This is a genomic window from Brevibacillus sp. DP1.3A, assembly GCF_013284245.2.
Classification (GTDB): domain Bacteria; phylum Bacillota; class Bacilli; order Brevibacillales; family Brevibacillaceae; genus Brevibacillus.
Genome location: NZ_CP085876.1, coordinates 823478 through 839229, shown reverse-complemented (window position 1 = coordinate 839229; position 15752 = coordinate 823478). Strand labels below are relative to the sequence as shown.

Annotated in this window: 1 protein-coding gene; it reads right to left on the bottom strand. The window is 54.2% G+C overall.

The window, feature by feature from the left end; genetic code table 11:
- Positions 1–22: 22 nt before the first annotated feature.
- Positions 23–15751, bottom strand: a complete 15729-nt coding sequence (locus tag HP399_RS04045) for an SDR family NAD(P)-dependent oxidoreductase (protein ID WP_217367443.1) — start codon at positions 15749–15751, stop codon at positions 23–25.
- Position 15752: the final 1 nt, after the last annotated feature.

Here is a 15752-nt window from a genome sequence, read left to right as displayed (position 1 = left end):
TGACCTCCCGGTTAGAAGCCTGCTAAGACAAAGATGATAGGATTCGTTCCGCTTTCTGGACGGCGGTCTCCAACGTTATGGTTTCGTCGAGAAACTGATCTAAAAGATCACTGAAGCCGTCTTCATCCGTCTTCGCCTCTTTCCGTTGCTCCGCTTTCTTTACCCAATGGCTTTCTTTGGCAAAGGGGTATGTCGGCAATGGAATCCGCTGCTGCTCCCCTTCCAGGAACAGCTTGCGTAAGTCCAGCGGATAACCGTGAACAAACAGCTCGGCACAAGCCAGCAGATGCTCTCGTGCCAGGCCGTCGACATTGTCTCGGTATGCCTGGATGCTTTGATTTACTTCGTCGATCTGCCGCTCTTCTTCATCCCGCACCCCGACAGGCTGCAGCTCTGCTTGGACAACGTCTTGCGCATGGCCGTTATCCAACCATTCGCCAAGCCGTTCGAGTAGCTCATGCTGGGAGGCGGCGACGCATGCAAACCGGTGTTTCAAGTGCTTACGTCCTGCCAGCAGCGTAAAGCTGACCGCGGCGCAGTCCAACTGCGGGGAGTATCTGCAGTGCGCAGCCAGCCTTTCAATCTGTTGGCGCAGCTGTACCGCGGTCCGTCCCGACAGCACGAACAAGTATGCGGATCTCGCCTCCGGTCTGCGAACCGGCTGAGGAGCTTCCTCAAGAACAAGATGCGCATTCGTTCCACTGAATCCGAATGAGCTGATGGCCGCCATTCGTTTCGTTCCCGCGCCAAGTGTCCAATCCCTAAGCTCCGTATTGACGTAAAAGGGACTATTTTCGAAAGCAATGCTTGTGTTGCCCTTTTCAAAATGGAGGGAAGGCGGCAGTTTTTTGTGACGCAATGACAGAATCACTTTCAACAAGCCCGCAATGCCTGCGGCAGCAGCCGGATGGCCGAGATTCGATTTAATCGAACCGACCGCGCAATAGCGTTTATCGTCCGTGTAATGTCGGAACGCCCGGGTCAGCGCCTGAAACTCAATCGGATCTCCCAGCTTCGTTCCCGTTCCATGCGCCTCCACCAGCTGAATATGGCGCGGATTGATGCAGAAGGTATCATACACATGCCGCAGCAGGCGCTCCTGTGAATTCGCACTTGGTGCCGTAATGCCGTTTGTCGTGCCGTCCTGATTGATGCCGCTGCCGCGGATCACGCCATAAATATGATCGCCGTCGGCAAGCGCATCCTTCAAACGTTTGAGAACAATCGCACCAGCGCCTTCTCCAGGTACGAAGCCGTCGGCCCTTTCGTCAAAAGCATGGCATCGGCCGGTGGGAGAAAGCATACTGGCACGATTCGAGACGGTATAAAATTCAGGCGTTGATTGGATGAATACGCCGCCCGCGAGCGCCATGTCCGTTTCCCTTGTCCACAGGCTTTGACAGGCAAGATGAATCGCAACCAGCGAACTGGAGCAGGCTGTATCCACCGTTACCGCAGGCCCCTGCAGGTTCAGGTAATAAGCGATCCGTGCAGGTATGACGGATCCTGCATTGCCCCAGAACGCCTGAGCCGGCGCTTCGTCTCCAAACAATCTCGCGTAATCGCTGCCGCAGCTTCCGACATAGACGCCGCATCGCTGCGTATGTTCTCCCGGTCCCGCGTATCCAGCATCCTCCAGCGCTTTCCACGATTCCTCGAGAAAGATGCGCTGCTGAGGATCCATGTAATCGGCTTCCACGCCGGTGATGTTAAAGAAAAGCGGATCGAAGCAATCAATTGAGCTTAGAAAGCTTCCATGGCGGCAGCCTTTGACACCTTTCGAATCCGGGCCGCTTCCACGGAGTTCCCAGCGCGTCACTTCTTCTACCAGATCGGTCCCTGCCTCAAGATGTGACCATAGCTCCTTCACCGAATCCGAACGAGCAAAACGACCGCTTATCCCGACAATGGCCACCGGTTCTAAAGACGTTGGAACCTGCGGCATGCTTGCATTCTCCATAGCAGAAGAACTGGCTTCGGGTTCGGACAGGTAATCGCCTCCGGGTATACGCACCACAATCTTGCCGATATTTTTCCGGTTCTCCAACTGACGATAGGCTTCTTTAAAATCAGAGAGTGCGTAAACGCCGCCGATTGTCGGCCGTATGACCCCTTGCCTAATCAGAGCTGTCAACTCGTCCCAATAAGCTTGTATCGCAGCTGGTTGTTCGGCTGACAACGCTCTTAAGTCAACGGAATGGAACGCTCTGTTCTCGTTCAACAGCGACAAGTCGATGCTCCGCGCGGACTTCAGCGCGGTTAAGGCGAGCTCAATATACCGGCCTCCCGGCGCCAAACACCGGAATCCTTTCGACATCGCGTCCCCGGACAGTGTGTTCACAACGATCTGTACCCCTTGTCCGTCCGTAAGCCTCTTGAGCTCCTGCTCGAAATCGTCTTCCCTGTAATTGATAAGCTTTGAAACACCAATACCTGCAAGATAGTCCAATTTTTCTTTGGAGCCTGCGGTAGCGTATATTTCCGCGCCGTAATGACGGGCTAACTGTACGGCCATCAAGCCGATTCCTCCCGCCGCCGTCTGAACAAGGACCTTGTCGCCGGGTTTGACTGCCGCTTTGCGAAAAGCGTCCATCATCGTAAGGCCGACTGCCGGCAGCGAACAAGCTTCTTCGAAGGACAGAAAGTCAGGCTTTGGAAGAAGCGACTGCTCCGAGCATACGATGTAGGTCGATTGCGCGCCTATATTCTCCCCTCCGATCACAACCACTTGATCACCACGCCGGACGGAGGTCACCGCCTTACCGGTATCGATGACAACACCACTTGCCTCAAAGCCGGGCGTAAAAGGAAAAGGCGGCATCACTGGATACAGACCTTTGGCACAAAGCAGATCGCCAAAGTTCAATGAAAAGGCGCGTACCTCAACCAGCACATTATGCTCCGTCAGCGGCGGCACTGCCGATTGTTTCAATTGAAGCTCGTCGATACCGCCGGGGCGTTCAACGACTATATGATGGCGTACCCGCGGCTTCTGACTCTTTCCCGCCAGTTCGAAGGCAGCTACATCTTCTGCGGCTCGATACCCGTCCTCCGATGCTCCCGGCGCCGGGGCCCGTTCTTCAGCCATGACCTGCGGCGGGGATTGGGCTGCGTTTTTATCCTGCTGCCGGTACTTGCTCAGCAGTTCCTGCCGATGCTCGCGAAGCAGCCAATCGGACAGCCGCTCGACGCTGTTATAGTCAAAAATGATCGTCGTCTGCAGCTGCGTCTCGCAGTGCTCATTAATGATGTTAATGAGGTTGACCGCAATGATGGAATCGACGCCGTAATCCGAGAAGCTCCGATCGTCCTGGATTCGGCCTGCATCGATTTGCAGTGCATCCGCCACCGCTGTTCGAATAACGGTTTGGATAAACGAGCCGAGCGCCCGGTCCGAAACGTCACCAGCACCGTTTGTGCCGCTTGTGGACGGGCTGATCGGGAGCGGCTCCTGCCCCTGGAAATCCGACGGAACGCTCGCGCAACCGCTTAGGTACTGCCGGTACACGCCGTCGCTCTCCGCAGCAATGACAGCGGCGCCGAGAAAATGACCTTTCCGTGCCGGATAGAAGATGCTCCGGAAACCTTCCTCCGCCATAAGCCTCTGCCACATTTCCGTAGTTAGCACCGGACTGCCGGGAATGCGTACTTCGGCATCCTCATGCAACCACCAGCCTTCCAATAACCCGAAAGTAACGTGCATGAACAGGCGGTTTGCATGGATCTCATTGGTCAGTAATAACCCGCCCGGGCGCAGGGCTGCCTTTGCATGACGCAACGTACGGCTTATCCGTGCAGTGGCATGGAGCACATTTGTTGCTATGACAAGATCGAAGCTTCCTTCTTCAATCCCTTGCTCGGCAAGCGGACGTTCAATATCGACCATTTTGCAGGATAAGTAAGGAGCCTGCTCCCCATACGTCTGTTTTCCATGAATCAGAAACGCCTTTGATAAATCCGTGTAAAGGTAGTCGTCCATGTGGGATTGATACGGTTCTAAGCGCTTGAGTACAACCGCACTCGTCCCTCCCGTACCTGCTCCGATCTCCAGGATTCGTATCTTGGCCGACTTGTCCAGCGCCAAGCGTTCCTGCACATAAGCCACCGCCGTATCCGCAAGCGCTTCATTGAAAAAATCAGCCATCAGATTGTTTTTGTAAACAGATTCCACCAATCCGAAGGAACCGTTCGGGAAAATAACATCCGTTGCCGGTAATTCCCCGACCAAAATGCGCTGGAGGGCGTGCAACGTTTTTTCTGCCAACTCGGCTTGTGTATTCATATTGCCGTTGCTCTTCCATTCGCTTCTCGTCTGGTACCATTGACGCCACTCTCCATCCAGATCCAGAGAGCGTGTGTCCAATATGCGCAGCGTGCCGTCCTCGCGCCGAACATAGCCAGCACGTTCGAAGGCGGCTATGGTTTCTTGATGCCATCTGTAGTAGGCCGGCAGCATCCCGGACGCACCGTCTTCAACACTACTAAGCCAGCCGCTTTCTCTGTAGATCGCCCACATCAATTTGCAAATGGCAGCGTCCAGCAACGCCATGGGGTGCCCCATATCGGATTGTATACGGCCAAGTCGCGAATCATCTGCTTCCTGTATGCGGTTTTGAATTCCTGGAAGCAGTGAGCTGCGGTCAGCCTGCATGACTAGACGTTCATCATGCAGCATTCCTGCAAGCGGCACCGGCTTTGTCATCTTCAGCATCACCAGTTGGTCCAACGTTCCTACTAGCAGCGATTCCAACGCGGCCATTGCCTCGTCCGGTTCAATGGAAGCTACGCCAAGCGAGGCCATTTTCTTCCGGTACTCCTCCGAGGCAACGACGCCTACGCTTCCCCAATAACCCCAATTCATCACCTTAACCGGGAAGGGCAGCTCCTTGCCAAGCCGGTGGGCATAAGCATCCTTGAAGGTGCAGCCGGAAGCATAATTACTTTGACCGGCCGGTTTGGTATACGAATTAATGGAAGAAAAGAACAGCATAAAATCAAGCTGCTCAGCCGCGAATACTTGCGCCATCCGAGCGCTGATATCCACTTTCGCCGACAGCGCCGCGCGGAAGCGTACTTCATCCATATTTGCCAAGCTTTGATCCAGCAGGACGATAGCAGAATGGATGACGCCATGGATCGCGCCATAGCGTGACTTCACTTCGTCGACAGATCGCTGCAAAGACTGTTTGTCTTTGGCATCGGCCGAAATATACCACGGCTCTATCCCATAAGCCGCACCCAGTCGGTCAATCTTAAGCTGAATGGTTTCATCCAGCGATTTCCGGCCAATCCAAACAATTCGTCCTCTATATTGGCGGATCATATATTCGGTCCACGCCTCGCCGATCCCGCCTGCACCGCCGATGACGACATAAACACCGCCTTGACGGTAAAGGCTTTGTTTCGGTACGGCTGCGGCTACCGGAAGTATTTGTTGACGATACCATCGGTTATCCCGATAGGCCCATACGTGGCCTTCCGGGTCAGCAGGCAGACGGAACAATTGATCAAACGAAAGGCTGCCGCCTGCTTCCAAATCGGCAACCCGTATCGCCCATAGCGGATATTCCTTGGCGATCGCGCCGGCCAATCCGTGTACGCTGGCAGCGGAAGAACGCACGGCGTCATCGCGTTGGACCGAAACGGCTTGCTGGGTGATGAAGCTCAAGGCGATACGCTTGCTCCCATACCCCAGCGCCAATAAGGCCTTTACGAGTCGAAACAGATGAAGGACGCCCTTTTCCTGTTCTTCGATGGGAGCATCCGAAGCGGCAGCTCCGACCGGTTCCCGTGCCGCAATCCACAACAGATGCTCGAATTCGCCGCACGCCCTTAATTTGTGGGCCATCTCCTCGATCGTATCCGAAGCCTTCAGGATGATGCTCGACGCTACTGGCCACTCATGCTGATTTTCACGAACGACCGCGCTTTCGTCTTCCGCAATGATTACGGTTCGGTTCGGCGGCTGGACGCCGCTTGTTTCTACTTCCACCTCGTCCCAGACGTAAGTCAGCAAATCCGACAAGGTCTGGTCAGACTTCACGGAAGCATAATCCGTGTTCGACGAAATCGCGTTATCCGTCGTGTTCCGATCCGTCAAACGGGACGAAAATCCCTTTATTGCCACGCATACGGTCCCTTGTTCATCACACAGATCGATATCAAGCTTATGAATGTGGCCGTCTGCAGCCTCTCCGCGTGTTGGCCGCAGCCAAGCCCACATAACCGTTGTGCAGCGGTCAAACAGCTCAAGCTCATCGATTGCAAACGGGAGCTTCATCTTGTTCTCTTCCGTCCTGTCCATAAAGACAACCGCCGCTTGCAGGGCGGAATCCATCATGCTTGGGTGCATCGTGTAGCGATCCTTCGTGCTCTGGACGCTCGCGGGCAGCAAGAGCTTGGCGAGTACGCCCTCCGGCCCTGTGTAAACCTCGTCCAATCCTCTTTGCCCGGAACCATATTGAATACCCATTCGTTCAAATGCCTCGTAGCAGCTCTGAACGGAACGCTTCTGCGTCAGCGTAGTTTTCAACGCTTCAAGCAACACCACAGGTCGTTCCCGCATCTCGAAAAGTTCTCCTGCCCCTTGACAATGGAGAACGCTCTCTTTCTCGATTTGGCTCGTAACCCGGTAGCTGACGTCTCCGTTTTGTTCCCGCTTCACCCCGATCCGAACGTCCAGAGGCTTGGCAGCCACAATCATAGGCCGTGCCCAAACGACTCGTTTCAGACGGATCCCGAGACTGCTCTCCCGCTCGCCGCCCGCCATCATCCGAATCGCGGCTTGAGCCATCTCCAAATAGGCGACACCGGGCATAACCGGTTCGCCGTTCACGACGTGATCCCTGATGAAGAATTCCTCACCTGTAAAGGTCGAGCTGTATTTCATGTCCTGGAAATCCGATGTATTTCTTTGTACCAATGGGTGGAGTACGGCTTGCTTTGTCGCATCACTTTCCGTCTGCGCATCCGCATGCGGTTTGACTTCCGGCACCCAATACCGTTCATCGGCAAAAGGATAGGTAGGCAGCGGAATTTTGAAATTCCTTCCCTTCGCGAACAGCTCGTGATAATCAAGCTCATAACCTTGTACGTAAAGCTCGGCTATCGATGACAAACGTTCCATATAGTCTGAGGCGCCGTCCGCATGCTGCAACTCGCGAATACACTGGTTTCCATATCGTTTCAAAGCAAGCTGCTGCCGCGCTCCATTGGCGTCTAGCTCGGACTGGAATATCCGCGGCGTGGCCTCACTGCCGATCCACGAAGACAGCAAGGACGCTAATTCACGGGTATCACGGACGACAAGCGCCAGTCTGTGATGGAAGTGTTTCCGCCCTGTAAGCAGCGTAAAGCTTATACTGCCGCAATCGGCGCCAGCGTTGGCTAAACTGTAATCCAGGAGCTGTTTCGCTTGCCGGCGCAGCTGCTCCTGCGTACAAGCCGACAAGACGATCAGGAAGCCCTGCCGTTTGACGGACTTACGCTCGATTGCAGGGGCTTCTTCGACAACAAGATGCGCGTTCGTCCCGCTGAACCCGAACGAGCTGACGGCTGCGCGGCGCCTGCTTCCTGCTTCGGCCTCCCAGCTCCTCAGCTCGGTATTGACATAAAACGGACTTTCTTTAAAATCAATGCCGGGGTTGCCGTTACTAAAATGCAAGGACGGCGGCAACTGCTTATATTTGAGCGCCAACAGTACCTTGAGCAAGCTGGCAATACCCGCAGCGGCTGCGGCATGGCCCATATTGGTCTTGACGGAGCCGATGGCGCAGTACTCCCGCCGCTCTGTATAATGACGAAACGCATTCGTCAGAGCTTGATATTCGATCGGATCGCCCAATCGCGTGCCGGTTCCGTGTGCTTCGACCAGCTGTATACTTTCTGGATCAATACCGAATGAATCGTAAACATCCCGTTCGAGACGCTCCTGGGATAACGCGCTTGGAGCCGTAAGACCGTTCGTTGTACCGTCCTGGTTTATGCCTGAGCCTTTGATGACGCCATAGATGTAATCACCGTCAGCCTGGGCGTCACTGAGCCGCTTCAGAACGACAGTCCCCACGCCTTCACCGGGTACAAAGCCATCTGCCCGTTCATCGAAAGTGTGGCACCGTCCCGACGCGGACAGCATGCCCGCTTGATTGGCACTCTCATAAAAGCTTGGTGTCGACTGAATGAAAACACCGCCGGCCAGCGCCAATTCTGTTTCCCCGGACCTTAAGCTCTGGCAGGCCATGTGGACAGCAACAAGCGAGCTGGAGCATGCGGTGTCGATGGTTACCGCCGGTCCGTGCAAGTTAAGATAATAGGCGATTCGTGCAGGAATGACTGAACCGGCATTGCCCCAAAACGCCGGCGCCGGCGCCTGCTTGCCCAACAGTCGGGCATAGTCGCTTCCGCTGCTACCGACAAACACGCCGCATTTTCGCCCATCCATTCCCGCTCCGGCATAACCGGCATCTTCAAGCGCTTTCCACGCTTCCTCTAGAAATAAACGCTGTTGAGGATCCATATAATTCGCTTCGTAACCCGAAATATTAAAGAAAACCGGATCGAAACGGTCGATCGCATCAACATAGCTGCCTTTCGAACAGAAACTGTTTTTCCCTGCCTTGTATGGGCTAAGATCCCAGCGGCTTGCCTCCTCGATCAAATCGGTCCCGTTTGCCAGATTGGCCCAAAATTCCTCCAGCGTTTCCGACTTGGCAAACCTGCCGCTCATCCCGATCACGGCAATGGGCTCCGGCTCCCTGCCTTGTTCCCCGCTGTGCGGTGCTCTCGGCAGTTCCGCATTGTCCAACCGCTTGACTAAAGCCGCCGTTTCTTGATATCGATAAGGCTCTGTAACCGTAACGACGAGCTTGCCGATGGCCGTCCGATCCTCAATAGACCGGTACGCATCCGCCACCCGCTCAAACGGGATAACCCCATCAATGACAGGGCTTATCGTTCCTGCTTCGACAAGCGCAAGCATCTCTTCGACATAACCGCGCAGCTCAGCCGGATTCTCGTTAGCAAGCTTTCTTGAATTGATGCTATAAAAGGTCTGATTCTCATCAAGCGCTGATAAATCGATCGTCTTCGCGGTTTTGAGTGCCGTCATCGCCAGCTCGATATAACGGCCTCCCGGCGCCAGACAGTTGATTCCTTTCTGAATGGCGTCCCCGGGAAGCGTATTGATAATGACATCGATTCCATTACCGCCAGTCAGCCTGTCGATCTCTTCCTCGAAATCAGTCTCCCTGTAATTGATCCTATAGTTCACACCGAGCGTTTCCAAAAATTCAAGCTTGCGGTTGGACCCGGCTGTAACATATATTTCCGCACCATAATGACGCGCAAGCTGTACCGCGATAAGTCCTGTTCCGCTTGCCGCGGTATGGATGAGAATTTTCTCGCCTTTCTTGAGATCCGCTTTGCGGAAAGCGTTGATCATCGTCATGGCGGCTGCCGGAATGGTGCAAGCCTGCTCAAACGTGAGGTAATCCGGCTTCTTGAACAGCTGGTCTTCCCGGCATGTGATCATGGTGGAATGTCCGCCGAAAGAAGCCCCGAGCGCCACAATCACTTCATCGCCCGTGCGAACGGTCGATACGTCGGCACCGGAGGCTACAACAACCCCGCTTGCCTCAAAGCCCGGTGTGAACGGGTATGCAGGCATGGTCGGGTATAGACCCTTCAAGCAGAGAAGATCGCCGAAATTCAGCGCAAAGGCACGGACGGCGATGCGAACCTCATCGGATCTCATCTCCGGAACGCCGGATTGTGCAATCCGCAGCGAATCAACGCCCCCGGGCCGCTCGATCACGACATGGTGATACGTCGGCTCTTCCGCAGGAAGGGGAGCGCTCTGACGCTCACTGACTGCAGGCGCCGGGGATCCTGCCGGTTGCGATCGAAAGCGATTATTCAAAGCAGGCATGCTAAGGCCGCTTTGGACGGGCTGCTTTGCCGATGCCTGCAGGGCTCGTGCGCCCTCTTCCTCTCTGTCGGCAGCCGGTTCGCTCCGCTTGAGAAGAACGGTTATTTGATCCGTATGCTCCTTGATCAAAAACGCACATAACCGCTTCACGTTATTGTAATCAAACAGCACCGTTGTCTTGAGAATAAGGCCGAAGTGATGATTCAGACTGTTCACGAGACTGACTGCCACGATAGAATCTACGCCGTATTCGGAGAAGCTTTTCTCATCCTGAATACGCTTCTCGTCCATTTTCAAGGCTTGCGCGACATATTCCCGTATCGTCTTCTTGACATAATCTTCAATCCACTGTTCTTCCATATGTTCACCGCTTCGGTCCGTATTGGTTAGGTCATGAAGCCGCTCGTGCCGCTCTCCGGCCGCAAGCCGCTTAGGTTGATCTAATATGCCGTCGCTCAACGCGGCGATAATATGCTGGTCCCATGAAAGGCGTCCATCGGAAGGAATCATGATCCCGTGAAAGCCTGTCTGGGCAAGTAGGGTCTGCCAGACCGGCACATGCAGGCCCGGACATCCCGGAATTCGAAGCTCCGGATCTTCATAACGCCACCAGCCCTCCAGCAGACCGAATGTCACATGATTAAACACCGTGTTGCCGGTAAGCTCGTTTAACAGAAGCAGTCCGTTTGAGCACAGTGCGGATTTGACATGATACAGCGTCTTTTTCATATCGCGGGTCGCATGAAGCACATTGGCCGCAATCACGATATCGAAGCTGCCCTTCGCAATTCCCTGCCCTTCCAACGCTTGTTCAACATCGAACAAATGGAAGGAAAGGTACGGATATTCTTTGCCATACTTCTGTTCCGCATGGAGCAAGAACGACTTGGATACATCCGTGTAGCTATAATCGATGATATGCGCTTCATAAGGCTTCAGCCTCCGAAGCACCGCCTCGCTCGTTCCTCCGCTTCCGGCGCCAATTTCCAAAATCCGTATTTTCGCATTCGGATCAAGAGCAACCCGTTCATGCACGTAATCCGCCGCCGTATCCGCGAGCAGGTCGTTATAAAAGTCGGCTACGCGGTTATTTTTGTAAATGCCCTCCACCAACGCCGCGGACGAACCCGGGAACATGACATCCGTCGGCCTAACGCCATCGGAGAGAATCGGGGAAAGTGCGCGCATCGTCTCCTCCACAAGGGAAGCTTGTGCAGAGACATCGTCATGGTCCAGCCATTTGTTCTTGTTCGCTTCCCATTCCGCCCAGGCTTGCCCGAGAGTTACTGGCTCTTGAGCTGGGGCGTAAACGCCGGCTGCCTCCGGCATTAAATAGCCGCTGCGGACCAGCATTGCGACGCTTTCTTGAAACCATCTCCGATAGGAGCTCAGCAATTCCGTCTCCGAGGGTATGTAACCTCCGAAGGCTGATAAAGAGGCCACCCATCCTGTTTCGCAAAAATAAGCCCAAAGCATCCGGCACAGTGTGCGGTTCATATCGTTCATTTGATCGATTGCTTCCGACACTTTGGCTTTGTCCTGCGACGTCTCTTCATCGCCATCCAAAATTCGCGATACTCCTCCGGATCCGCTAAGATACTCCGCTATTGTATTGATCGTCATCGTCTTAAACGCGGGCAATTCGGATGGCCGTATTTCAAGCTGACAAGCTTCGAACAGCTGATGAGCCCATTCATTCAGCTTGATCGGGTCCATACCGTATTCCTCCATCTCGGCGTCCGGATCAATCTCGTCTTCCTTCACTCCTAAAATGGAAGCCGCAGCTTTTATCAAAACCGGCCGCAGCTGAATGGCTGTGCGGCTTTCAGCGGAACATGCCTGAAGCGCAAGTTCTCGTTTTGTGGTCAACGCCCGAGTTACCAGACCTGTCATTCGGATACAGACATGGCCTTGGTCATCACATAAGTCGATATCGAATGTGAGATCCCGGTCCTTACCATTGCCTTCCTCCGTGACGGTCCGGATATAAGCCCACATAGATGGCGTGCAGCCGCGGAACACCTCAAGTGACGTCAACGCAAACGGCATCGCAAGCGGTGCTTGCCCGTATTCTACTGCAGCCAAACCGATGCAAGCCTGCAAGGCGCCATCCATCATGCTAGGGTGCAGCACAAAGTCATCCCTTGTTTCCGCAATCAATGAAGGCATCGACAGTTGCGCAAGCAGCTGCCCGTCGCCGATATAAATCACGGATACCGAGCGATGCGAGGGACCGTAATGAATGCCCATCCCCTCGAACGCTTCGTAGCATTGCTCGGTCGATAACTGTCGTCGCGAGCATTGCTTCCGAATCTCATGGTAATCTAAAACGGGCGGCTCAGCCGCTTCTACGACCAGTACGGTTCCTTGACTGTGCACGTTCTCCCCAGCTTGTTCCTCCGGTGCCCCGGTATAAATCCGATAATCAATTGTCCCATTGTCGCTTGGCTTCATGGTGATATGGGCATGTACAGATTCATCGCCTGCAAGGATCGGCTGTGCCCATACCACCTGTTGCAATCGGACGGATACCTCCGGCAGCAGCTTGCCGATAGATAGGACAGCCGCTGCTCGGGCCATCTCCAAATAAGCGACTCCCGGAAGGATGCGCCTGCCTTCAACCTGGTGGTCCTCCAAATAAAATTCAGTTCCTTCAAACCGCGAGCTGAAGCGCTGTACGGTGAAATCCGACGTATTGCGGTGCAGCAGCGGATGAAGCGGATCAGCACCCGCTGCCGTTTGGGTGCTTCTCATATCCGGGATCCAGTATCTCTCCTTGGCGAACGGATACGTTGGGAGCGAGATCGGACGAGGCTTTAGCGCTTCGTATCGGCGATTCCAATCATAGACGCCGCCCTGAACCCACCGTTCGAGGACCTTCGATATTTCCTCGTGCTCGAGTATTTCGGGCTTGCTTCCCCTGCTGCCGGATCCAACACTTCCCTTGTACAGCAACGGAATTCCTTGGCGGCCATCCAAATAAGCGGAGAGCTTATAGTGAAGCTCCTCAACCGATTCAACGGCAATGGCCAACCGTTCTTCATGCTCATCCCTGCCGGTCTGCAGCGTATAAGCAATCTGCGCCAATTCCGCTTCGCTATTTTTCGATTTGCTCATCCACTCTACGAACTGGCGAACCTGCTCACGCAGCTGTTCTTCATTTTTGGCCGACCATATCAGCGCATAAGGAGTTCCTATTACCAGAGCGGCCGATGCTTCTTCCACATATTCTTCGATGACGACATGGGCATAGGAGCCGGAAAAGCCGAAGGAGCTGACACCCGCCCGTCTCGGAAGTCCGTCCCTTTTGTCCCAGTATTGATTCTCCCGGTTAATGTAAAGCGCCGAGTCTTCTAGTTGGATGTAAGGGTTTATTTGATTAAGCTTCGGCATTGCCGGTATTTCCCGATGTCTCATCTGTTGGATGACTTTGATGACGCCGGCGATTCCGGCAGCACCTTCCGTGTGGCCGATATTCGACTTCACGGAACCGACCGCGCAGAACTGCTTCTTGTCGGTGAAACGCTCAAACGCTTTCTTCAAGCTGCTTATTTCGATTGGGTCCCCGAGTGCCGTACCAGTGCCATGCGCTTCGATATAACCGATCGATTCCGGCTCAATCCCCGCGTCCTCCCAAGCTTTCGCAATGACATGTTCCTCACCCTCGATACTTGGTGCCGTAAGAGACGGCGTATGTCCTCCATGCAGCGCCGCTGAACCTTTTATGACGGCGTAGATGCGGTTGCCGTCTTTCTTCGCTTGCGACAGCGGTTTAAGCAGCATGCTGGCGATCGCCTCTCCCGGTACATATCCGTCGGCGGCTGCATCGAACGTATGGCAGCGGCCGGTGGGAGATAAGGCGCCGATACTGCTGAAATACCGGTAGTGCCAGGACGACAGCAGCAGATTGACACCGCCGACAAAGGCCATCTTACACTCCCCATTTTGCAAGGAACGGCAAGCCGTATGTAAAGCGAACAAAGACGAGGAGCACGCTGTATCTATCGCCATGCTCGGGCCTTTCAAATCAAAGATGAACGATACCCGATTGGCGACGACGGTCTGCGCATTGCCTGTCCCCATATGAGGATCGACGGGGAGATTCATTTCCGCGATTCGGTCTGCGTAATCATGAACACACACCCCGACAAATACTCCCGTGCTGCTTCCCCCTAACTGCTTCACAACGCCTGCATCCTCCGCGGTTGCGTAGACGCTTTGCAGCAGCAGACGGATTTGCGGATCCATCCATTCGGCTTCTCTTGGCGATATGTTAAAAAATTCCGCATCGAACTTATCGACGTCATCGATAAAGCTGCCCCATTTGCAATACGTCTTATCCTTGGCCCGGCGGTCTTCGTCGAACCAAGGCCGGAAATCCCAATGGTCGGGCGGAATCTCTTTGATCAGATCTTTCCGGGATACGATATTTTCCCAAAATGTTTCGATATCGGACGATTCTGCAAATAATGCGTCCATCCCGATGACCGCGATATCTTCATGGTCGACTTCGTTTCCTGCGATCTGGCCAACGGTCGACGAATGAGTCTTCGGCTTTGCTTCCGCAATCGGTGCAGATGTCGTTCCCAGCAACTTCTGGAAGGCCTCCCTATGCTTCTTGCCAAAATAGGACGCAAGCTCCTCCATGCTTGGGTACTCGAAGAACAAGGTCGGATAGAGCTCGGAGCCGATTTCCTGTCCAATAACGCCGGTAAGTGCAATAAGCTGGGCGGAGTTTAGACCAAGCTCCATTAAATTCGCCGTAATGCTGCAAGACTTTAACTGGCCATCGGTGACCGTCTCCACCTGACGCACCAAATAGCCGATGATGCGCTCTTCCAGAGTCTCGATTCCGCCATCAGCGGAATCATTCGTTGCAGTCTCTTCACGTGAGATTGCTGACAGACGGAGGCGCTTGATCGAACATTCCGTCAGCTCCGCCGCCACTATGCCGGTGTTTTCAATCAGCTCTGCATCGAAAACGATCATTTCGTCCGATTCTTTCAAGTGATGGATATGGATCCAGCATTGGTGCAATCGTTCGGTTTTATGGAAGAGCACATCCTTGACCGCAAACGGCAAATAACCGTCCCAACCGGTCGCCTTATTCAAAAGGGGGACGACCGAGAGAAACGCACTGTTCAAAAGCAGAGGATGAATACTCGATTCGGATTCCTCGGAAGCCGATTCACCGGTCAGTTCAGCCCGGACAAGAATATAGTCCTGCCCTTTGTATACACGCTGAATGGTTCTGAAGCTTGGCCCTAATTCAACGGTTCGATTGATCTCATAGATCCGATCCAACTGCTCGTACAGTTCGGCTGATGCCTGCAGCCCAGCCAGATCCAAAACCCGGTTGCTTGCCGGCCCTACAAGAAGCTCACCTTTAGCGGTGAGCTGTCTGTCCTCGGAGGAGAGGTCCCCATACACGGTCTCGAAGCCCGCGGCTTCATAGCTGTCCTTCTCGAGCTTCATCTCGACGATCACCGGCTGCGCAGGATCGACTTTTATAGGGCTGATGAAGGAAAGATTCCGAATTCGGCCGCAGCGTTCCCTCTCATAGAGGGCAAAATAAGCATCCATAGCCATTGAAGCATGAGCGACGCCTATGATAACGGGTTTGCCGCCGACTTTGTGGTCACGCAGAAGCGTCTCATCGTAATGATAGGTTCTCGTCCACCGGCGGTTGGCCGCTTCGAAAGCAGGCCGTTGCGGAATCTGGCTCGCAAGCCGCTGGACTTCCCGGACTTCCTGAAGCGCCTGCTCGACCTCCAGATTGCCGTTTTGTACCCGTTCAAGAAGACGTTCCAATTCTTCCTTTTTCATG

What these genes read in the sequence shown, in the direction of transcription:
- HP399_RS04045 (WP_217367443.1), bottom strand. Translation starts at nt 15,751, where the DNA reads ATGAAAAAGGAAGAATTGGAACGTCTTCTTGAACGGGTACAAAACGGC.